The organism is Stenotrophomonas sp. YJH_SMC_29, from assembly GCF_059371235.1.
In genome coordinates this window covers 185,219-205,985 of the sequence record NZ_JCAFUK010000006.1, presented here as the reverse complement: position 1 = coordinate 205,985, position 20,767 = coordinate 185,219, and the positions used below count along the sequence as shown (strand labels likewise).

Here is a 20,767-nt window from a genome sequence, read left to right as displayed (position 1 = left end):
GGGCCATGGTCGGAATGGGCGGGGGGAGGAGCGGTGTTACGAGGGGGTCATGGGGCGACGATGCTGGCGGAGTCGCCCTCCTGGCCGATCAGTACGGCGTTGGCCCAGTTGGCGCAGACCTGGGCGGGTTGGCTGCCCTGCGCACCCAGCGTGCGCAGGCTCAGGGTGGAAAGGCCACGGATGTCCAGCTCCGGCTTGACCACGCCGGGCGCCTTCACCAGGCCGCTGTCGTACAGCAGGCGGTTGTCGCCCCAGGCCTGGAACTGCAGGCCACCGGCGTTGCGGCAGGCGTCATCGATGCCGAGATCGGCGCGCAGCAGGTGCCAGCCGCCCTGCAGGCGCAGGTCGATCCGGCTGTTGGCGCCAACACCCAGGCCCCGGCGGAACTGCAGGCCGTTCATGCGCATGCCGGCGTCGCCACGGAACGACTGGTCGGCGCGCAGCTGGCTGGCCAGCGCGGCCGGCACCGGCAGCTCGGAGAGATAGCGCTGCCGGGCCGGTCGTTCTGGTTCCTGGTGTTCGAGGATGTGGAAAGTGGACAGCGCGATCGGGCCGACGTCGCGCGGCTGCAGTGCGTCGAACGCGCGGGCGCTGCCCTGGGCGGCGGTGACCATCGGGTCGGTGCTGCTGGCGCCGTCGCCTTCCGGGTTCTGCACGCTCAGTACGCGGAAGCGCAGCAGGCGGCCGGCATGCGCCGGGAAGTCGATGCGCTGCACGCCCTCCTTCAACTGCAGGCGGCCGCGGGCGATCGGCTCGCCCCACTCACCGTTGCTGTCGCCCAGGTACACCTCATAGTCGCGTACCTGGCCGTGTTTCCAGTTCTTGTCGTTGCGTGGCGCGATGTCGATGCCATCGATCATCTTCCGCTCGCCGAAGCCGATCACCCACTCGTGGGCGCCGGTGCGCACGGCCTGGTTGCGCACACTACGGAACCAGGTGGCCGGATCGTCGTCGAAGGCGTTCTCCAGTGCGTGGCCGGGCTCTTCGGCCGGGCGGTTGACCACCAGCAGGCTGTCGGCCGGCAGTTCGCGGCCCAGCACCGGTGCGGCCGGGTAGGCATCATCGGCGGCCGCTGCCGCCACCGCGAAGTCCAGCTGCAGCTGCAGCGGCTGGCGGATGTCCTGGGTGGCGGTACGCACATGCAGCGTGCCACGGCGCTCCTTGGCATCGAAGTACCAGCCTTCGCTGGCGTTGTTGAGCGCTGCCGCATCGGCCAGCGCCGGCAGCACGCGGCCACCGGCCGGCACCGCACGTGGTGCCTGCCGGCTGAGTACGCGCAGGCCGTAGCGGCGCTGGGCCAGCTGGCCGTTGTACTGGCCCTGCACGGCGTCGATCTGCACCTGCACCGGGCCACTGCCCTGCGCCGGCGCCTGCACGCGGATCTGCTGCGTGCTCGACTCACCCTGCTGGTAGCGGCGCGTGTTGCCATCGTCTTCGTACAGCGTGTACTGCGAATCACCCTGCGGGTACAGGTCGAAGGTCACTTCATCGAGCGGTTTTTCGCCATCGAACAGCATCGACGGGTACATCGGCAGGATCGCACCGGCACGCACGAACACCGGCAGTGTGGCCAGGTCCACCTGGCGGTCCAGCTGGCGGCCGTCGGCACCGGCCAGCACGCGACGGCCATCCCAGTAGTCGATCCAGCCGCCGGCCGGCAGGTGGATGTCGCGGCGCCAGCCACGGCTGGCCGCCTGGCTGCGGTACACCGGCGCCACCAGCAGGTCGCGGCCGAGCAGGAACTGGTATTTGTAGGTCTCATCCTGCGCATGCGGATCGCGCGGGTGGTCCCACATCAGGCCACGCACCGGCGGCGCGCCGGTCTGCGCGGCCTCGTGCACCAGCCCATACATGTATGGCGTCAGGCGCATCTTCAACTTCAGGTAGTCGCGGTTGATGCTGCGGTAGGGCTCGTCGTACCACCAGGGGTGCTTGCGCGCGTTCGACGACCAGCCGCTCATGCCCATCAGCACCGGGGTGAACGCCTTCCACTGCAGGTCGCGGGTGAAGGTCTCGGCGCTGCCGCCGAAGATCGCATCGACGTCGCCGCTGGCGTAGGCCATGCCGGACAGTCCCGAACCGACCAGGGTCGGCACGTGCCAGCGGATGTAGTCCCAGCTGCTGCTCTGGTCACCGGTCCACGCTACGGCGTAGCGCTGGATGCCGGCCCAACCCATTACCGTCCACAGGAACGGGCGCGAATCGGAGTTGTCGAGGATGCCGTTGAACGCCTGGCGGTTGGCGTCCATCGCGAACTGGTAGCCCTTGCCGGTCCAGGCCACGTCCAGCTTCTGCACGCGGCTGCCGGCCTTGCCCACTTCCCAGGCGATCTTGTCGACGCCGTTCTCGGTCCACAGGCCGGTGCGGAAACCGTAGCCGGCCAGCCCCTTCACCGTTTCCGGCAACTGCTTGTAGCCGCAGCCGTAGCCATCGTTGGGCAGGATCCAGCCACCGGGCATGTCGTGGGCGCGGTACTGCTTGGCCACGCTGTCGATCACATCGGGTGTGGTGCCGGTCGGGCCGTCGCTCCAGCCTTCGGGCACGGTGCCGGGCTTCTTGCTGTTGTCGCCGTCGTTGTAGCAATCGGCATCGCCGTAGGACAGCGCCCAGCGCGCGACCATGTTCGGGCGGCCGGTCAGCTGGGTATAGCGTTCGATCAGCTTGGGCAGGTCCGCGCCGACGAAGTAGTAGGCATCGAAGCGGTCTTCGCGATGCAGCAGCGTGGCCTGGTCGCTCTGGCGCAGGTCGTAGCTGCCATCGCTCCAGGTATTGCGCAGCATGCCCCAGCCACGGCTGCTGAGCAGCATCGGCGCCGGGCTCGGCCGATCACCTTCTTCCCAGCCACCGGAATAGGACACGTCCAGCTCGCGGCCCTTGAACTGGTAACGGCCGTTCTGCTGGCCACCACCGAAGTAGCCCTCATCGGCCTGCGAGGACAGCACCTGCACGCTCTGCGTGGCATCCAGGTCCAGCGGCTGCAGTTCCTGCCACAGCGCGGTGGGCTGGCCGTTGTCCAGCCGTTCCAGGCGCAGGCGCAGCGGCTGCCGCTGTACATGCAGCACCAGCGCATCGGTGCGCACGCGGATTTCCTGCGCGTCTTCTTCCAGCTGTGCCTGCACGTTCGCCTTGGGCTGTGGCAGCACGATCGGTGCGGCCTTGTCGCCGGCGCCGGTCAGCGTGCCGTTGCGGCCTGCCTGCACGCGGATGATGTCGGTGGCCGGCAGTTCGATGCGGATCCGCGCGCCCTTGTCGGTCTGCAGGTCCCAGCCCTGCACGCCGTCGCGGCTGTCGCTGGCGCTGACCGAACGCAGGTTGCCGACCGGCTCGGCCCGGGACGGCATGGACGCCAGCATCAGTGCCGGCAACAGGGCCAGCATCAGCGGCGAGCGACGAACGCAGTTTTCCACGCGGACTCCCAACCCGTTCACCGGGCGTTTCGAAAGCGGTTGGGCCGACTCTAGGGCAGCGATTCGAAAGATGTCAACAAATTGAAAGGAAAAAGGAAGATATATTCCAGTGAAACGAAAGTTGTTGCGTTGCAGTACTTTGTGTAAGCGCTTGCAGGCGCCTGTTAAGCATTGTGCGATACGGCATTCCGCCCACCCTTTCGTTTTCCTGCGGTCCGTGCGCCGGGAAAAGTCGCCCACCCGTTTTCTTTCTTTTTACTTTCGATGTTTGACATTTCGAAAGAAAACGCAGATGGTGCGCTGGCCTAACTGGAACCTCCGAATGGACGCCACCCTGCTTTCCGATGTCCCCGCCTGGCAGCGCCTGGGCGGAGCCGATACCGCTACCGAAATCGCCCAGCAGCCTGCGCTGTGGGAAGCCCTTGCGCTGGACCTGTCGCGTGCCCGCGACCGCCTGCAGGCCTTCCTTGGCGACAGCCTCAACGACCCCCACCAGCGCGTGCTGTTCACCGGCGCTGGCAGCTCCGGCTTCATCGCCGAGATGGTGGCCGACGCGATCAACGCGCATTGGCCGGCCGAGGTGCGCGTGGTGCACACCACCAGCCTGCTGACCCACCCGGCGCTGTACCTGCAGCGCGACCGCCCGACCCTGCTGGTCTCGTTCGGCCGCAGCGGTTCCAGCCCGGAAAGCGTGGCAGCGGTGGATCGCGTGCGCAGCGACGTGGATGACGCGCGCTTCCTCGACATCACCTGCAACGCCGATGGCGAACTGGCCCGCCGTGGCGCCGGCCGTGCCGATACCTGCACCCTGCTGATGCCGTCGGCCAGCTGCGACCGCGCGTTCGCCATGACCAGCAGCCTGACCTGCATGCTGCTGGCCGCACTGACGGTGTTCGATCGCTCTCCGTGGGATGCGCGCGTGGCGCGCCTGAAGCAGATCGCTGCGCTGGCCCGCGAAGGCCAGGCGCAGTGGGATGCACCGGTGGCTGCGCTGGCGCAAGGCCCGTTCAACCGTGTGATCTACCTCGGCAGTGGCCCGCTGGAAGCGCTGGCGCGCGAGTGCGCGCTGAAGGTGCTGGAACTGACCGCCGGCCGCGTGCTGGCACTGGCCAACACGCCGCTGGGCTTCCGCCATGGCCCCAAGTCGACGCTGGATGGCAACACCCTGGTGGTGGTGCTGCGCAGCGTGCAGCCACTGGCGCGCCGCTACGAGCAGGACCTGCTGGAAGAGCTGCGCCGCGACGGCGTAGCGGGCCAGGTGCTGGCGATCGGCCCGCATTCGGACATCGGCGCCGACGACGACTACACCCTCAGCGTGCCGCCGCTGGACGATCCGTGGCTGGCGCCGGTGTGGCTGGGCTTTGCGCAGCTGTTCGCACTGCAGCGCTCGGCCGCGCTGGGACTGACCCCGGACAACCCGTTCCCGGACGGCACCGTCAACCGCGTCGTCAAGGGCGTCACCATCCACCATGGCTGAGCTGATCGCCCACGCCTGCTATGGCATCGACATCGGCGGCACCAAGATCGAGCTGGTGGCATGCGATGCGGCGATGCAGGTCACCTGGCGTCGCCGCGTCGGTACGCCGCAAGGGGACTACGAAGGCTTCCTGCAGGCGGTGGTGGCGCTGGTCGCCGAGGCGGACGCTGCCCTCGGCCGCAGCGATGCGGCCATCGGCATCGCCCTGCCCGGCGTGCGCGACCGCCGCAGTGGCCGCCAGCTCAGTGCGAACGTGCCCGCACTGACCGGCCAATGCGTGGCGCAGGATCTGCAGGCGCGGCTGCAACGCCCACTGCATTTCGGCAACGACCTGCAGTGCTTTGCCCTGTCTGAAGCGCACGGCGGCGCGGCTGACGGTTACCCCAGCATGTTCGGCGCCATCCTCGGCACCGGTGCCGGTGGCGGCTTCTGCCTGCAGGGCCGGCTGCTGTCCGGCTTCAACGGCCTGGCCGGCGAATGGGGCCACTGGAGCGTGCCCGGCCACCTGCTGCAGCGCCACGGCCTGCCGCTGCTGGACTGCGGTTGCGGCCTGCAGGGCTGCGTGGAGCGCTATGTCTCCGGCAGTGGCGTAGCAATGATCGAACGCCATCTCGGTGGCAGCGCCGCCGACGCCAGCGCGGTGATTGCCCTGGCCGAGGCCGGCGATGCGCGCGCGCGCCAGGCGCTGGACATCCCTCGTGACCTGCTCGGCCACAGCCTGGCCGCGCTGGTGCTGGCGCTGGACCCGCATGTGATCGTGCTCGGCGGTGGCCTTTCGCAGTACGCGCCGCTGTACCAGCAGCTGCCGGCGGCCATCGCGGCCCATCTGTTCCATGGCGTGCAGGTACCACCGATCGTGCCGCCGCGTTTCGGCGATGCCGGTGGCGCACGCGGTGCCGCGCTGCTCGCCTGCCAACCCTCGTTTTCCTGATGTCCGGAGCCTGACCATGTCCTCGCTGCAGACCCTGCTTGCCTCCCACCGCGCCGGCGCCAACGTCGGCCTGTACAGCGTCTGCTGCAGCAACGAGCAGGTGCTACGCGCCGCCATGCACGTGGCGCTGGCCCATGGCACCGTGCTGCTGATCGAGGCCACCTCCAACCAGGTCGACCAGTTCGGCGGCTACACCGGCATGACCCCGCCGCAGTACCGCGATTACGTCGGCGCCCTGGCCGATGAAGAAGGCTTCCCGCGCGAGCGGCTGATCCTGGGCGGCGACCATCTCGGCCCGAATGCCTGGCAGAAGCGCCCGGCTGCCGAAGCGATGACCCACGCGCGCGTGCTGATCGAAGCCTACGTCGCCGCCGGTTTCCACAAGATCCACCTGGACTGCAGCATGTCCTGCGCCGATGACCCTGTGCCGCTGCCCGATGCCGTCGTCGCCGCGCGTTCGGCCGAGCTGGCCGAGATTGCCGAACGCACCGCCGCCGAACACGGCCTGCCGCCGCCGGTCTACGTGATCGGTACCGAGGTGCCGATTCCCGGGGGTGAAGCCTCGCTGGCCGAGGGCCTGCAGGTGACCACGCCGGCCGCCGCCGCGCAGACCCTGGCCATCCACCAGCAGGCGTTCGATACGCCACAGCTGCGCGATGCATGGCAGCGCGTGATCGCGATGGTGGTGCAGCCGGGCGTGGACTTCGACCACAGCAGCGTGCACGAGTACAACCCGGAGGCCGCCCATGCGCTGGCCGACTTCCTCGAGCGGCAGCCGCGCATCGTGTTCGAAGCGCACTCCACCGACTACCAGCGCGAAAGCGGCCTGCACGCCCTGGTGCGCGACCACTTCGCCATCCTCAAGGTCGGCCCGGCGGCCACCTTCGCCTATCGCGAGGCGCTGTTCGCGCTGGCTGCGATCGAGGCCGAACTGCTGCCGGCTGCACAATGCTCGCGCCTGCCGCAGGTGCTGGACGCGGTGATGGTGGCGCAGCCGAAGTACTGGCAGTCCTACTACCACGGCGATGACGCCACACTGCGCCTGCTGCGCAGCTACTCGTTCAGCGACCGCTGCCGTTACTACTGGGGCGAGCCGGCGCTGGTGCAGGCGGTGCAGACCCTGTTCGCCAACCTGGAACAGCACGCGCCGCCGCTGGTGCTGCTCAGCCAGTACCTGCCGGAGCAGTACCGCGCCGTGCGCGAGGGCACGCTGGCCAACACCCCCACCGCACTGGTCCAGCACCGCATCGGCCTGTGCCTGGGCGAATATGCCCGCGCCTGCAGCGGCAACCGCGCCGGTAACCGCAGGCACGACGCAGGTTCGGCTGCCGGCGTTCCTGCGAACAGCTAATCTCTACCTTTCCCCGCGAAACCGAGAATGGCCATGCGCAACACCCGCTCCCGCCGGCAACAGATCCTGCAGCTGCTGATCGAGCACGGCTCGGTGCAGGTGGCCGATCTGGTCGAGCGCTTCGGCGTGTCGGCGGTGACCATCCGTGCCGATCTGACCCACTTCGAGTCGCAGGGCCTGGCCAACCGTACCCACGGTGGTGCCACGCTGGTGCGCACCCCGCCACAGGAGCAGGACATCCACGAGAAGGATGCGCTGAACCTGCCACTGAAGGAGTCCATCGGCGCCTGTGCGGCGCGCCTGGTGCAGCCGGGCGACAACATCATCATCGACTCGGGCTCGACCACGATGACGCTGGCCCGCCACCTGCGCGCGCATCGCGACGTGACGGTGATGACCAATGGCCTGAACATCGCCTGGGAACTGGCCAACGCGCCGGGCATCAACGTGCTGCTGACCGGCGGCCTGCTGCGCCAGCAATCGCTCTCGCTGCAGGGCAGCCAGGCCGAAGCCAGCCTCAACTCGTACAGCTTCGACACCCTGTTCCTGGGCGTGGATGGCCTGGACCTGCAGTTCGGGCTGACCACCCATGACGAAGCCGAAGCCCGCCTCAACCACCGCATGGTCGAGCGCGCGCGCCGCATCGTGGTGCTGACCGACGCCTCCAAGTTCGGCCGCGTCAGCCTGCACCGCATCGCCCGCCTGGACCAGATCCACGCCATCATCACCGACGCCGGCATCGACGACGCAACCCGCGAGGGACTGCAGCGGCTGGGCATCGACGTGATCATCGCCGAGCCTCCCGCATGACCGATACCCGTTCCCTGCACGGCCGCATCCTCACCCCACTGGGTTGGCGGCGCGGCCACGTCCATTTTGATTCGCATGTGCGCCAGCTGCAGGTGGATGACCACAGCGGCGCTGATGACCCGCAGCTGCCGGTGATCCTGCCCGGCTTCATCGACCTGCATGTGCACGGTGCGGCCGGCGTGGACCTGATGCAGGGCGGCGACGTGGCGCGCACCATCGCCCGCACCCATCTGCGCTTCGGCACCACCACGCTGCTGGCCACCACCATGACCGCCGGCCTGGACGAGATCGCGCACGCGCTGCAGGGTGTGGCCGCCGCCATGGCCGCGCCCGACGCCGATGCGGCATGCATCGCCGGCGTGCATCTGGAAGGCCCCTTCATCAGCCCGCAGCGATTGGGCGCGCAACCCAACCGCACCATCGAGGCGACGCTGGCGCTGGTACAGCAGCTGCACGCGCTGGCGCCGATCCGGGTGATGACACTGGCGCCGGAAATCGGCGAGCACACCGCGCTGATTCCCGCACTGTCGGCACTGGGCATCCGCGTGCAGCTCGGCCACAGTGCGGGCACTTACGAAGAGGGCGTGGCTGCCCTGCAAGCGGGTGCCTCCGGCTTCACCCACCTGTTCAACGGCATGACCGGCGTCGATCACTATCGCCCAGGCATCGCTGCGGCCGCGCTGGCGCATGCGCAGTACGCCGAGATCATTCCCGACCTGCAGCACATCCACCCCGGCGTGATCCGCCTGGCTGCGCGCGCGATCCCGCGCCTGTACGCGGTGACCGATGCCACTGCCGCCACCGGCATGCCCGATGGCGAGTACGCACTGGGCGAGCAGCGCGTGCACAAGTGTGGCGGTTGCGTGCGCCTGGCCACCGGCTCGCTGGCCGGCAGCGCGCTGACCATGGACCAGGCACTGCGCAACCTGGTGCGCGTCGGCCTGGACCTGGCCGATGCCTCGCAGCGGGTTTCCACCTTCCCGGCCGACTACCTGGGCCTGGGCGATCGCGGCCGCATCGCGCCCGACGCCCGCGCCGACCTGGTGGTGCTGGACGCCGAGCTGCGCCTGCAGCGGGTGGTGGTCGGTGGGCGGGTAGTCGATCTGAACGCCGCAGACGCTTGATGGCTGCGTTCTTGTAGAGCCGAGCCATGCTCGGCTGCTTTTCGTACCGACATCGATGACGTCCGCGCCGTGCTTCGCGCGGCAAGCCGAGCATGGCCCGGCTCTACATGAAGCGCGCAAGCAAAATGCCCCAGCCACGCACCATCCCCGTTATTCCAGGAATACGCCGATGACCGCAGCCGCCGCACCTGCCGTACCCGCTTCCCCCACCCCGCGCTGGCCCGTACGCTACCTGCTTTTCATCGGCGGCCTCGGTGGCCTGCTGTACGGCATCGACATCGGCATCATCGCCGGTGCCCTGCCCTACCTGGAGGCAACGGCCAGCCACGCCTGGCAGCTCAGCAGCCAGCAGCTCGGCTTCGTGGTGGCGGCGGTACTGCTGGGCAGCGTGCTGTCCTCGCTGTTCGCCGGCATGGTCGCCGACCTGATCGGTCGCCGCGGTGCGATGCTGCTGGCCGGCCTGCTGTTCACCGCCTCCATCCCGATCATGGCGCTGGCGTCCGGCTACACCCCGCTGCTGCTGGGCCGCCTGCTTCAAGGCGTCAGCGGTGGCCTGATCGGCGTGGTGGTGCCGCTGTACCTGGCCGAGGTCCTCAGTCCCGAGCGACGTGGCCGGGGTGCGGCAATGTTCCAGCTGCTGCTGACCATTGGCCTGGTGTTGGCCGCACTGATCGGGCTGTACCACGCACATGCGGTGGATGCCGCCGCCGAAGCGGTGCGCTCGCTGCCGCTTGCACAGCAGGCGCAGGAACTGTTCACGGTGAAGGATCATGCCTGGCGCACCATCTTCTGGAGTTGCCTGGCGCCGGGCCTGTTGTTCTGCACGGGCATTTTCTGGCTGTCCGAATCGCCGCGCTGGCTGGTGCGTCGCGGTCGCATCGACGACGCCCGCCGCAGCCTGCAGCGTGTGCTTCCCAGCGCAGACGTCGAGCCCACGCTGGCCCAGATCCAGGCGCCGGAATCGAGCAGCAGCGACGGCAGGCGCGACCCCCTGCTCAGCCGCCGCTATGTGGTGCCGTTCCTGCTGGCCTGCGTGGTGCTGGCCTGCACCCAGGCCACCGGCATCAACTCGGTGCTGGCCTACGCGGTGAACATCCTCAACCAGGCTGGCCTGTCCGGCTCGGTCGCCAACGGCGCCGACGTGGCAATCAAGCTGCTCAACGCGGTGATGACCGTGGTCGCCCTGCTGCTGGTCGACCGCAAAGGCCGCAAGTTCCTGCTGATGCTCGGCAGCGGCGGCATCTGCGTGGCCCTGCTGGCCGCCGCCACCCTGTTCTTCCAGGCCGAGCGCGGCCGTGCTGACGTGCAGCCGCAGCTTCAGGCGGCGGTCAGCGGCGACGGCCTGCAGCTGGTGCTGGACGACGCGCAGTGGCAGCGCTTGGGCAATGGCATCGACAGCCAGGGCCGGCCGATGCAGCTGATCGTGTCGTACGCCTATGGTGACTTCACCAATGTGCGCGCCCTGCGCAGCGACAACCTGACTGATCGCGAGCTGCGCATCGAGCGCGCCGGCACCGTGCAGGCCGACAGCGTGATCGGTGCCTTCTTCCGCAAACTGCATCTGAACCCGTTTGCCGACCCGGCCAGTGCCGCGCAGGCACCGCTGCGCATCGAACAGGCCCGTATCGGCCCGGTACCGCCGCCGGCCCATGGCTGGGCGGTCGCTGCCTGCATCCTGGTGTTCGTCGCGTTCTTCGCGGTCGGCCCCGGCGTGTGCGTGTGGCTGGCGCTGTCAGAACTGATGCCCAACCGCATCCGCTCCAACGGCATGAGCATCGCCCTGCTGATCAACCAGTTCGTGTCGACCACCATCGCCGCGATCTTCCTGCCGACGGTGGGCCACTACGGCTACGCCAGCATGTTCGTGTTCTGGGCGGCGTGCACCTTCGTGTTCTTCCTGGTGGCCGCGTTCTGGCTGCCGGAGACCAAGGGCAAGTCACTGGAGGAGATCGAAGCACGGTTCGCACGGTAGCGGTCGACCTTGGTCGATCTCCGCGCGTAGCGCGGTGGTGTTGGCGCGCCCGTCACTGACCGGTGATGTGCCTGGCCAGCGCCTGCGCCTCGGCAACGCTTGGCAGCCCGCTCAGCATCATCGATGCCCCGAACGGGCCTTTCACCGTCGCCACCATCAGCACGCGGCCATCCACGCTGATCGCCGCTCGCTGGCCGACCAGTGCTGCCGTGCCATCGTGGATGCGCTGGTGCGCTTCGGGTCGATAGCGGATCTGCAGGCCAGGTTGCTTGTCCTGATCCAGCACGTGCCGCACATCGGCGATGTCGGCGCTGACGGCAATCGGCGGCTCGCGCAGGGCCAGGGTTTCACCTTGCCAGTGCGCCGGAGTGCCGTTGCCGGCCGCATCGACTGCGCTCAGGCGCACGTCCACACCGGGGCGCGGCGGCTGATCCTTGCCACCGGTCAGCGCGTGCGGAAGGCCGCCCGGCGCGCAACCGCTCAGGGCCAGTGCCGCCCCCAGCAACAACGATGGCACCGCCCTCATTTCAGCTTCCGCAGCTTGAAGGCCACCAGCACCTGCAGCAGCCCGTACAGCAGGCTCCCAATGCCGATCCACAGCGTGGTCACCGCCACGCCCGCATACGGGTTGGCCGCGAACAGCAGCCCCAGCACCACTGCCAGCACGCCACTGAGGATCAGCAGCCACTCGCCTTGGATCTGCTTGCGCACGCGGATCGCGAGGACGATGCGATAGATGCCGGCCACCAGCAGCCATGCCGCCAGGAACAGCACCAGCACGCTGGCGGTGGCCAGCGGGTTGATTACCGCCAGGATGCCGAAGCCCAGCGAGGCGATGGCATACAGCGCCAACCAGCCGCGCGAGGCACCGCTGCCACCACTGATCAGTGCGAACAGGCTGATGACGCCTTCGATGATGGCCATCACGCCGAGCGTCCAGGCCAATGCCATGGCTGCGGACAGCGGCCAACCGATGGCGATGATGCCGAAGCCGAGCGCAACCAGGCCATACAGCAGCAGGATCCACGAGCTACGGCCAACCGCCGACAACAAGGGAGACAAGGGGGAATTCATGACCACTCCTTCGATCCGGAATCGGCTTCATCCTAGCCCGTTGCGATGAAGGGAGCGATCACGGCACCCGCGCGCACACCCACACCCGCACCTCTTCGGCGCCCACGCAGCGCAGGGTTTCGGCGATTTCCGTTACCGTGCTGCCGGTGGTCATCACGTCGTCGACCACCGTCAGACGCGTAGGCACCGGCCCGTGGACATCGAACGCATCGAACAGGTTTTCCCTGCGCTGTTCGGCCGTGCGTTCGGACTGCGGCGCTGTGTGCCGCCGCCGGTACAGCCCCTGCCAGACCGGCAACGGCAGCAGCCGGCACAGCTCGGCAGCCTGGTTGTAGCCGCGCTGGCGCAGGCGCCGGCGGTGCAGCGGCACCGGCACCAGCGGCGGGCATGACCAGGGCGGTGGTGCGCGCTGCATCAACTGCGCCAGCAGGCGACCAGCCGCCAGGTCCTGATGGAACTTGTAGCGCAGCAGCAGCTGGTCCACCGGCGGCAGGTACAGCAGGCTGGCATGCGTGGCCGCCTGCGGCGGTGCTTCCTCGCGGCAGCTGCCGCAGACGATCAGGGCCGCGTCCGACAACGGCAGCGCACAACGCAGGCAGGCACGACCGGCCCAGGGCAGTTCGGCAAGGCAGGCGCGGCACAGATCGAGATCATCATGGCCCGGATCGCCGCAGACCAGGCAGCGGAGTGGCAGCAGGATGCCCAGCAGTGCGCGGGAGACACGGGTTGCCGAATGCAGGAGATCAATACGCATCCCCCATGCTTCATCGCGCCCCCCCGTGCGGCCATCGGCGAAGGACCGATGGCAGTGTCGGGGCTGCCCGCAGCAGCGGAGGGTGCTGCCGATCAGGAAGGGCGTTCGCCCTGCACAGGCCCGGTTGATGCAACGGCCGACGCCAGCAACACCTCCGCCAGCCCACGGTAGATCGGCACCCGGCATACCAGCCCGGACACGCCACGCGCGATCAGCACCGTGGCCAGGATCGGCAGCAGCAGATCACCACTATCGGTCAGCTCCAGCGAGATCACTGCCGAGGTCAGCGGTGCCTGGGTGACGCCGGTCAGGTAGGCACACATGCCCAGCAGCACGAACGCACGCGGATCCACGCCCGGCATCAGCACCGCCAGGTTGTCGCCCAGTCCCGCACCGACCGCCAACGCCGGCGAGAACAGGCCGCCGGGAATACCGGCCACGTACGATGCGAGGTTGGCCAGCAGCTTCATCAACCCGAACTCGTGGCCGACCATCGCCTGCCCCTGCACCAGGCTGCTCGCCTGCTCGTAGCCGGTACCAAACGCGCCGTCGCCGAAGGTCAACGCCAGCGCCACCACCACCACGCCGCAGGCTGCCGCCAGCAGCACCGGATGCCGCTGCCGCAGCTGGCCCAGCCAACGCGGGCGGCCCGCCGCACTGGCCAGCACCGCGCGCGCGAACAGGCCGCCCAGCAACCCGGCCACCACGCCGCACAGCAGGATCGCCAGCCAGCCCTGTCCCAGCGGCAACCGCGCGCTCACATGGCCGAAGTAGGTGTAGTTGCCAAGCAGGCCCAGCGACACCACGCCACCGACGATCACCGCGGTCAGCAGGGTGCCGGAGAACCGATGCTCGAAACGGCCGCTGAGCTCCTCGATGGCGAAGACGATGCCGGCCAGCGGCGTGTTGAACGCCGCCGCAATGCCCGCTGCACCACCCGCCAGCAGGAAGTGCGAGAGCTCGCGTGGATCCTTGAAGCCGAACCAGCGGCCGAACAGGTACATCAGGCTGGCACCCACATGCACGGTCGGGCCCTCGCGGCCAACGGACGCGCCACCGAGCAGCGACAACGAGGTCAGCAGCAGCTTGCCGGCTGAGACCGCAGGCGACAGATTGGTCTTCCGGAAGGGCTCATCGGGCTTGTCCAACGCAGCGATGACCTGCGGAATGCCGCTGCCCCGCGTGGGTTTCAGCACACCGGACGTGAGCCAGGCCAGCAGCGCGAAGATGCCGGGCGTTAACAGCAGGGCCCACCATGGCGAGTGCGCGGTGATGCGCTGGAACAGATGGAAGGCCGCGTCGCTGGCCTTGGCGAACAGGATGGCCACCAGCGCTACGGCCACAGCGCCGCCCCAGAGCGCGGCACGACGGCGCCAGGCTTCGCTGAGAACCAGCGCGGTGATGCGGCCGCGGAGGCGATGGAGATCGGTCATGGGGCACAGTCTGCGCGCCAGCGCTTGCGTTGGGCAGCGGCTATTGTGGCTGCAGGCCTTGCAGGATGCGGTGAAACGCGCAAGTGCGGGTGCTCGCCGATAGCACCTGCCGTGTGCAGATACCTACGCGTGCAGACGCTCCCGCCACCGGCGCTTCTCCACCGCACGCACGTTGGGCTGCTGCCGCAGCCACTCCAGATATCGCTGCAGATGGGCCAGCTCGTCATCAGCCGGATCACCGGTGAACTCACGCACCTCGACCAGATTTCCGTAGTTTCTGGCGTACTTGCCGGGCGTGTCATCGATACCGATCATCTGCTCCAAACGGAAGCCGTGGCGCTTCAGCTTGCCCAGCCGCTTCTGCGAGGTGTAACCGCCGGTTTCCCAATCACGGGCCATGCTGCACCGCGGCGCGGACCACAGGAACGCCAGCGGACGCCCCGGCATCAGCCGGTCCACCAGCGGTTCGGCGTACAGTTGCCCGGACGACGTCCACACACCCACCGTGAAATGGGCAAACGCATAGTCGAGGAATGCCTGCAGATGGGGCCGCAGGTAGACGTGGTAGCCGACGAGGCGGAAATCCGCGGGTCGCTCCAGTTCACGCTCGCTGGCATGCACCAGCGTCTCATCCAGATCGAGTATCAGCAGCTTTCCGCCCTGCATCGTGTCCGGTTCCATGCGCATCCTTCTTTCATTGCCTTAGCTGCCTCCATCTTCTGGATGGACTTCAGCATGTGTCCTTCCAGCAGGTAGATGTAAGCACAGTTCCAACGAGGTCCTGGTTGGCGCAAGCCTACTGCCGGATGCGCACTTCGCAGCAGCCCATCCGCGTGAGGTCGCCCTGCGCCTGCAACACGCCCCGTTCCACCAGCATGCGTACACGCTGTGCATAGAACACATCGGGAATTTCCGATCGGCACTTCGGTTGCAGCGACATGACCATGCCCACAATGTGGGCGATCTTTCGGAACTGCCCGTCGCAGAGGGAGAACAGCTGCTCATCGATCGAGGCGATGTCCTCGTTGGTCAGCGCGGCGATGTTCTGCCGCGCCTGGTCAGTGAGATGGACATCGTTGTCGGAGCGCTCGTCCGTATCGCGCAGGCAGCCATTGATGGCCAACAGGCGAACCAGCACATAGTGGCCGAAAGCCTCGAGCTCCTCTTTCGGCAACGTCGCCGGATCGAGCTGCCCTGCCGGGTAATCCTTGAAGGTCACGAAGACGTGGTTCTTCCACTGCCCTGGCGTGTCGGACTGGCGCAGATCATCCAGCACCACGCGCAGGCCGCCGTCGGGCAGTTCGGCAAGACTGCACAGGACGGCATCACGGCGGGGCGGGTAGGTCTGATAGCTGTCCAAGCGAAACTCGCGAATCCGTACGCAGCAGCAAACGTACACCGCAGAGTGTCGTTTTAGCACCCTTTTTACGCCGTAAACTACGAAATAGGAAATTTGGTTGACAGGCCGAGGGCGCCCACCCACACTGCCGCCCTCGCTCCACTCGTACCCAAGGTCCCGCCATGGCTGCTGCCATCCGCCACGACTGGCAACACGACGAACTGCAGGCGCTGTTCGATCTGCCGTTCCCCGAGCTGCTGTTCCGCGCCGCCGCGGTCCATCGCGAGCACTTCGACCCGTCGCAGGTGCAGGTGTCCACCCTGCTGTCGGTGAAGACCGGCGGCTGCCCGGAAGACTGCGCGTACTGCCCGCAGGCACAGCGCTACAGCACCGGGGTGAACGCGCAGAAGCTGATGGACACCGACGCGGTGCTGGCCAAGGCACGCCAGGCCAAGGCCGCTGGCGCATCGCGCTTCTGCATGGGTGCCGCGTGGCGATCGCCGAAGGACCGCGACATCCCGAAGGTGGCGGCGATGATCGCCGGGGTGAAAGCACTGGGCCTGGAGACCTGCGCCACGCTGGGCATGCTCAGTGGCGAACAGGCGCGCGCGTTGAAGGACGCCGGCCTGGACTACTACAACCACAACCTCGACACCGCGCCGGATTACTACGATTCGATCATCCACACCCGCCAGTACCAGGACCGCCTGGACACGCTGGAGCACGTGCGCGATGCCGGCCTGAAGACCTGCTGCGGCGGCATCGTCGGCATGGGCGAGACGCGCGCGCAGCGCGTCGGCCTGCTGCTGGCACTGGCCACGCTGCCGGCGCATCCCGATTCGGTGCCGATCAACAAGCTGGTGCAGGTGGCGGGCACGCCGCTGCATGGCAGTGCCGAACTGGACCCGTTCGAGTTCGTGCGCATGATCGCGGTGGCGCGCATCGCCATGCCGCGTTCGATGGTGCGGCTGTCGGCCGGTCGCGAGGCGATGAGCGACGAACTGCAGGCGCTGTGTTTCCTGGCCGGTGCCAACTCGATCTTCTACGGCGACAAGCTGCTGACCACCGGCAACCCGGAGAGCGAACGCGACCTGGCCCTGTTCGCGCGGCTGGGGCTGCAGCCCATGGCGCTGCAGGTGGATGCCGAGGGCCACGACCACGGTGGCACCGTGCACGCCGATATCAGCGCCGAAGCGCCCGCCTGTGGCTGCGCTCACGCGGCCTGAGACGGGCCGCAAGCAGGCGTCGCGGCAACGCGCTACCCTAGCCGCCCCGTCGCTGCATTCAGCCGCCATGGCCCGCCCCGACCTGACCGCCCGCCTCCACGCCCAGCGCGCCCTGCGCGATGCCCAAGGCCGTCGCCGCACGCGGCGCACGGTCAGCCGTCGTGATGGCGTCCGCCTGGAGGTGGACGGCCAGTGGCTGACTGGCTTCTGCAGCAATGATTACCTGGGCCTGGCCCAGCAGTTCAGCGTGGTCAATGCGCTGCAGGATGCAGCGGCGCGCGAAGGCGCCGGTGCCGGCGCCTCGCACCTGGTCTGCGGCCACCACGCCCTGCATGACGCGCTGGAACGCGAAATGGCCGAGTGGCTGGGTTATCCGCGTGCACTGCTGTTCGGCAGTGGCTTCGCCGCCAACCTGGCCGTGCAGCAGGCGCTGCTGAGCGAAGAGAACGACGTCTGCGTGCAGGACAAGCTCAACCACGCCAGCCTGCTCGATGCGACGCGGCTGGCCGGGGCACGCCTGCGTCGCTATCCGCACCTGGACGCCGAAGGCGCGATGCGCCAGCTCAAGCATGCGCCTGACGGTGCGGCGATGCTGGCCACCGACGGTGTCTTCAGCATGGATGGCGACATCGCACCGCTGCGCGCATTGTCGCTGGTGGCGCGCCTGCAGCAGGCGCTGTTCTATGTGGACGATGCGCACGGCGTGGGCGTGGTCGGTGACGGCCGCGGTGCCGTGGCCGCCGCCGGACTGGGCGTGGACGATGTGCCGCTGCAGCTGGTCACGCTGGGCAAGGCACTGGGCGGTTCCGGCGCGCTGGTGCTGGGCCGCGACGACCTGGTCGAACACCTGGCCGAAACCGCACGCCCGTACATCTACACCACTGCGATGCCACCGCCGCTGGCCGCGGCTGCACTGGAAGCGGTGCGCCTGGCGCGCCGTGACAACTGGCGCCGTTCGAAACTGGCCGACCTGATCGCGCTGTTCCGCGGCGAAGCGCGCCGCCACGGACTGGACCTGATGGCCTCGGAAACGCCGATCCAGCCGCTGCTGTGTGGTGACGATCATCGCGCCATGGCGATGTCCAGGGCACTGGAACAGGCCGGTTGGCTGGTCGGCGCGATCCGCCCGCCCACCGTGCCCGAAGGCAAGGCACGCCTGCGCGTCACCCTGTCCGCGCTGCACACCCCCGAGCAGGTGCGTGGCCTGGTGGAGGCCATCGCCAGCGCGCGCGACCGCGTGGACCTGGCGATGCGCGACGCCGCGCCGCCGCCATTGCCTGTCTTTGCCTGAGCCTGCTGTCGTTTTCCCATGCATATCGATGTCACCGGCCAGGGGCCGGACCTGGTACTGATCCATGGCTGGGCCCTGCAGGGCGGTGTGTTCGCGCCGCTGGTGCAACGCCTGGCCGACCGGTTCACCCTGCATTGCGTTGATCTGCCGGGCCATGGCCACAGCCGCGAAGACACCACGCCGTTGCGCCTGCCGTTCGTGGTCAACGCCATTGCCGCAGCCACGCCGCCGGCGGTGTGGTGCGGCTGGTCGCTGGGCGGCTTGTTCGCGCTGCACGCCGCCGCGACACTGCCGAAGGTGCGTGGGCTGGCGATGATCGCGGCCACGCCACGCTTCGTGCGTGGCGATGACTGGCCGCATGCGGTGGAGCCGGCGGTGTTCGAGCAGTTCGGGCGCGAGCTGGCCACCGACTTCGGTGGCATCCTGGAACGCTTCCTGGCGCTGGACGTGATGGGCTCGGCGCACGCCCGCGAGGAGCTGCGCACGCTGCGCCAGCACCTGGTCGAGCGTGGCGCGCCCAGCGAACGCGCCCTGCTGGAAGGCCTGCGCCTGCTGGAGAGCAGCGACCTGCGCGGGGCACTGCCGACGCTGGGCAAACCCAGCCTGTGGATCGCCGGCCAGCGTGACCGGCTGGTGTCTCCGGCGGCGATGCAGGCCGCCGCGGCACTGGCCCCGGGTGCACAGGCACTGACCATCGCCCATGGCGGCCACGCGCCGTTCCTCGGCCATGCCGACGAGGTAGCCAGCGCCCTGCAACACTTCGTTGCCGGCCTGTCACCGGTCGATGGCGGACAATGAGTCCCCTCCGAATTCCGCAGGATTGACGCATGGATCTGGGTATCAACGGCCGCTGGGCACTGGTCTGCGGCGCAAGCAAGGGGTTGGGCCTGGGCTGCGCGCGGGCGCTGGTGCGCGAGGGCGTCAACGTGGTGATCGTGGCCCGTGGTGAGGCAGCGCTGCAGGCCGCAGCCGAAGGGCTGCGCGCCCTGCCCGGCGCGGCGGAGATCCGCGCGGTCGCCGCCGACGTCACCACCGAGGCCGGCCGTGCCGCGGCGCTGGCCGCATGCCCTCAGGTGGACATCCTGGTCACCAACGCCGGCGGCCCACCGCCCGGCGACTTCCGCAGCTTCGAGCGCGAAGACTGGATCGCCGCACTGGACGCCAACATGCTGGCGCCGATCGCGCTGATCCGCGCCACCGTCGACGCGATGATCGCGCGCGGCTTCGGCCGTATCGTCAACATCACCTCGTCGGCAGTGAAAGCGCCGATCGACATCCTGGCGTTGTCCAACGGCGCGCGCAGCGGCCTGACCGGCTTCGTCGCCGGTCTGTCGCGCCGTACCGTCGCGCACAACGTCACGATCAACAACCTGCTGCCCGGCCAGTTCGACACCGACCGCCTGCGCGCCAACTTCGCCCACAGTGCGGGCAAGGACGGCAATGCTGCGGAAGTGGCCGAACGCCGCCGCCAGCAGATCCCCGCCGGCCGCTTCGGCACGGCGGACGAATTCGGCGCCGCCTGCGCCTTCCTGTGCAGTGCGCAGGCCGGTTACCTCACCGGGCAGAACCTGCTGATCGACGGCGGCGCCTACCCCGGTACGTTCTAAGAGACTTCGCAATGCCGTCCCACTTCGATGCCCGCCACGTCCGCCGCGCGTTCGCGCGTGCCGCCAGCAGCTACGACGCCGCCGCCGCCCTGCAGCGCGAGGTGCAGTCGCGGCTGATCGAATCGCTGGACTACCTGGAGGCGCGCAAGCCCGAGGTCGTGCTGGACATTGGTGCGGGCACCGGCCACGCCAGCGCGCTGATGAAGAAGCGCTGGCCGAAGGCGCAGGTCATCGCGCTGGACGTCGCATTGCCGATGCTGGACCAGGCCAAGCGCCAGGCCGGGTGGTGGAAGCCGTTCCAGCGCCTGTGCGGTGACGCCGCCGCGCTGCCGCTGGCCGACAACAGCGTGGACGTGATCTTCAGCAACCTGTGCCTGCAGTGGGTGGACGACCTGCCAGCGGTGTTCGCCGGGTTCCGTCGCGTGCTCAAGCCCGGGGGCCTGCTGTTGTGCTCCACCTTCGGCCCGGACACGCTGGTGGAACTCAACGAGGCCTTTGCGGCCGCCGATGACCGCCCGCACGTAAGCCGCTTCGCGCAGATCGCCCAGTTCGGCGATGCGCTGATGATGGCCGGCTTCCGCGACCCGGTGCTGGACCGCGACCTGTTCACCCTGACCTACGACGACCTGCCCTCGCTGATGCGCGAGCTGCGCGCGATGGGCGCGACCAACGCACGGGTGGACCGCCGCCACACGCTGACCGGACGTGGCCGTTTCGCCGCAGCGGCAGCGGCGTACGAGCCGATGCGCCGCGCCGACGGCAAGCTGCCCAGCAGCTGGGAAGTGATCTACGCCCACGCCTGGGCACCAGACCCGGGCGCACCGATCCGCGAAGGCGGGCATGACGTCGCCTCGGTGCCGGTGTCGGCGATTCCGATCCGGCGCAAGCAGACCTGATCGCCCGGTCGTGCCGGCCGCTGGCCGGCACCTCATGATTCCCCGGTGGACCTCTGCCGGCCAGCGGCCGGCACT

The 20,767-nt window shown here is 68.6% G+C and carries 18 protein-coding genes; 11 read left to right on the top strand and 7 right to left on the bottom strand.

The window, feature by feature from the left end:
• Positions 1-47 precede the first annotated feature (47 nt).
• On the bottom strand, positions 48-3,407 hold the full coding sequence (locus AC5P9I_RS09215; protein WP_235644837.1) for a TIM-barrel domain-containing protein: 3,360 nt from the start codon (positions 3,405-3,407) through the stop codon (positions 48-50).
• A gap of 322 nt (positions 3,408-3,729) precedes the next feature.
• On the opposite strand from AC5P9I_RS09215, the gene AC5P9I_RS09210 reads away from it, so the two are divergent.
• The 6 genes from AC5P9I_RS09210 (at position 3,730) to AC5P9I_RS09185 (ending at position 11,072) form a co-directional block, all read left to right on the top strand.
• On the top strand, positions 3,730-4,884 hold the full coding sequence (locus AC5P9I_RS09210) for an SIS domain-containing protein (RefSeq protein ID WP_049468860.1): 1,155 nt from the start codon (positions 3,730-3,732) through the stop codon (positions 4,882-4,884).
• Positions 4,877-5,815 (top strand): ROK family protein, encoded by a 939-nt coding sequence (locus AC5P9I_RS09205; protein ID WP_495217358.1) that lies wholly within the window; start codon positions 4,877-4,879, stop codon positions 5,813-5,815. Before AC5P9I_RS09210 ends, AC5P9I_RS09205 begins: the two co-directional genes overlap by 8 nt.
• A 16-nt stretch (positions 5,816-5,831) precedes the next feature.
• Positions 5,832-7,166, top strand: coding sequence for a D-tagatose-bisphosphate aldolase, class II, non-catalytic subunit (locus AC5P9I_RS09200; RefSeq protein ID WP_049468856.1), 1,335 nt, complete (start codon positions 5,832-5,834; stop codon positions 7,164-7,166).
• A 33-nt stretch (positions 7,167-7,199) separates the two neighbouring features.
• Positions 7,200-7,976, top strand: coding sequence for a DeoR family transcriptional regulator (locus AC5P9I_RS09195; protein WP_049468965.1), 777 nt, complete (start codon positions 7,200-7,202; stop codon positions 7,974-7,976).
• Positions 7,973-9,100: an N-acetylglucosamine-6-phosphate deacetylase gene (locus AC5P9I_RS09190; protein ID WP_049468854.1), complete on the top strand. Its 1,128-nt coding sequence runs from the start codon at positions 7,973-7,975 to the stop codon at positions 9,098-9,100. Before AC5P9I_RS09195 ends, AC5P9I_RS09190 begins: the two co-directional genes overlap by 4 nt.
• A gap of 169 nt (positions 9,101-9,269) precedes the next feature.
• Positions 9,270-11,072, top strand: a complete 1,803-nt coding sequence (locus AC5P9I_RS09185) for an MFS transporter (RefSeq protein WP_049468852.1) — start codon at positions 9,270-9,272, stop codon at positions 11,070-11,072.
• 52 nt (positions 11,073-11,124) lie between these two features.
• On the opposite strand, the gene AC5P9I_RS09180 is transcribed toward AC5P9I_RS09185, so the two are convergent.
• The 6 genes from AC5P9I_RS09180 to AC5P9I_RS09155 form a co-directional block, all read right to left on the bottom strand.
• Positions 11,125-11,598, bottom strand: coding sequence for a SecDF P1 head subdomain-containing protein (locus AC5P9I_RS09180; protein WP_049468850.1), 474 nt, complete (start codon positions 11,596-11,598; stop codon positions 11,125-11,127).
• Positions 11,595-12,146 (bottom strand): HdeD family acid-resistance protein, encoded by a 552-nt coding sequence (locus AC5P9I_RS09175; protein WP_049468848.1) that lies wholly within the window; start codon positions 12,144-12,146, stop codon positions 11,595-11,597. Before AC5P9I_RS09175 ends, AC5P9I_RS09180 begins: the two co-directional genes overlap by 4 nt.
• A gap of 58 nt (positions 12,147-12,204) precedes the next feature.
• Complete coding sequence (locus tag AC5P9I_RS09170; protein WP_049468845.1) at positions 12,205-12,900, bottom strand: ComF family protein; 696 nt, start codon at positions 12,898-12,900, stop codon at positions 12,205-12,207.
• A gap of 92 nt (positions 12,901-12,992) precedes the next feature.
• Positions 12,993-14,333 carry a chloride channel protein gene (locus AC5P9I_RS09165; protein ID WP_049468843.1) on the bottom strand — a complete coding sequence of 447 codons (1,341 nt, stop codon included), beginning with the start codon at positions 14,331-14,333 and terminating at the stop codon, positions 12,993-12,995.
• Between the two features lie 123 nt (positions 14,334-14,456).
• Entirely contained in the window at positions 14,457-15,014 is a 558-nt protein-coding gene (locus tag AC5P9I_RS09160) for an HAD family hydrolase (protein ID WP_197591042.1), read from the bottom strand.
• A gap of 115 nt (positions 15,015-15,129) precedes the next feature.
• Complete coding sequence (locus tag AC5P9I_RS09155; protein ID WP_049468842.1) at positions 15,130-15,693, bottom strand: DUF3658 domain-containing protein; 564 nt, start codon at positions 15,691-15,693, stop codon at positions 15,130-15,132.
• 161 nt (positions 15,694-15,854) lie between these two features.
• On the opposite strand from AC5P9I_RS09155, the gene bioB reads away from it, so the two are divergent.
• From bioB to bioC, 5 genes are all read left to right on the top strand, one after another.
• Complete coding sequence (bioB, locus tag AC5P9I_RS09150) at positions 15,855-16,898, top strand: biotin synthase BioB (protein WP_088475800.1); 1,044 nt, start codon at positions 15,855-15,857, stop codon at positions 16,896-16,898.
• A 67-nt stretch (positions 16,899-16,965) separates the two neighbouring features.
• Positions 16,966-18,189 (top strand): 8-amino-7-oxononanoate synthase, encoded by a 1,224-nt coding sequence (bioF, locus tag AC5P9I_RS09145; protein WP_049468838.1) that lies wholly within the window; start codon positions 16,966-16,968, stop codon positions 18,187-18,189.
• An 18-nt stretch (positions 18,190-18,207) separates the two neighbouring features.
• A complete protein-coding gene (gene bioH, locus AC5P9I_RS09140) occupies positions 18,208-18,987 on the top strand; it encodes a pimeloyl-ACP methyl ester esterase BioH (protein ID WP_495217357.1) in 780 nt (259 codons plus the stop codon).
• 29 nt (positions 18,988-19,016) lie between these two features.
• Positions 19,017-19,796: an SDR family oxidoreductase gene (locus tag AC5P9I_RS09135; RefSeq protein WP_088475801.1), complete on the top strand. Its 780-nt coding sequence runs from the start codon at positions 19,017-19,019 to the stop codon at positions 19,794-19,796.
• Between the two features lie 11 nt (positions 19,797-19,807).
• A complete protein-coding gene (gene bioC / locus AC5P9I_RS09130; protein ID WP_049468835.1) occupies positions 19,808-20,692 on the top strand; it encodes a malonyl-ACP O-methyltransferase BioC in 885 nt (294 codons plus the stop codon).
• The last annotated feature ends 75 nt before the right edge of the window (positions 20,693-20,767 follow it).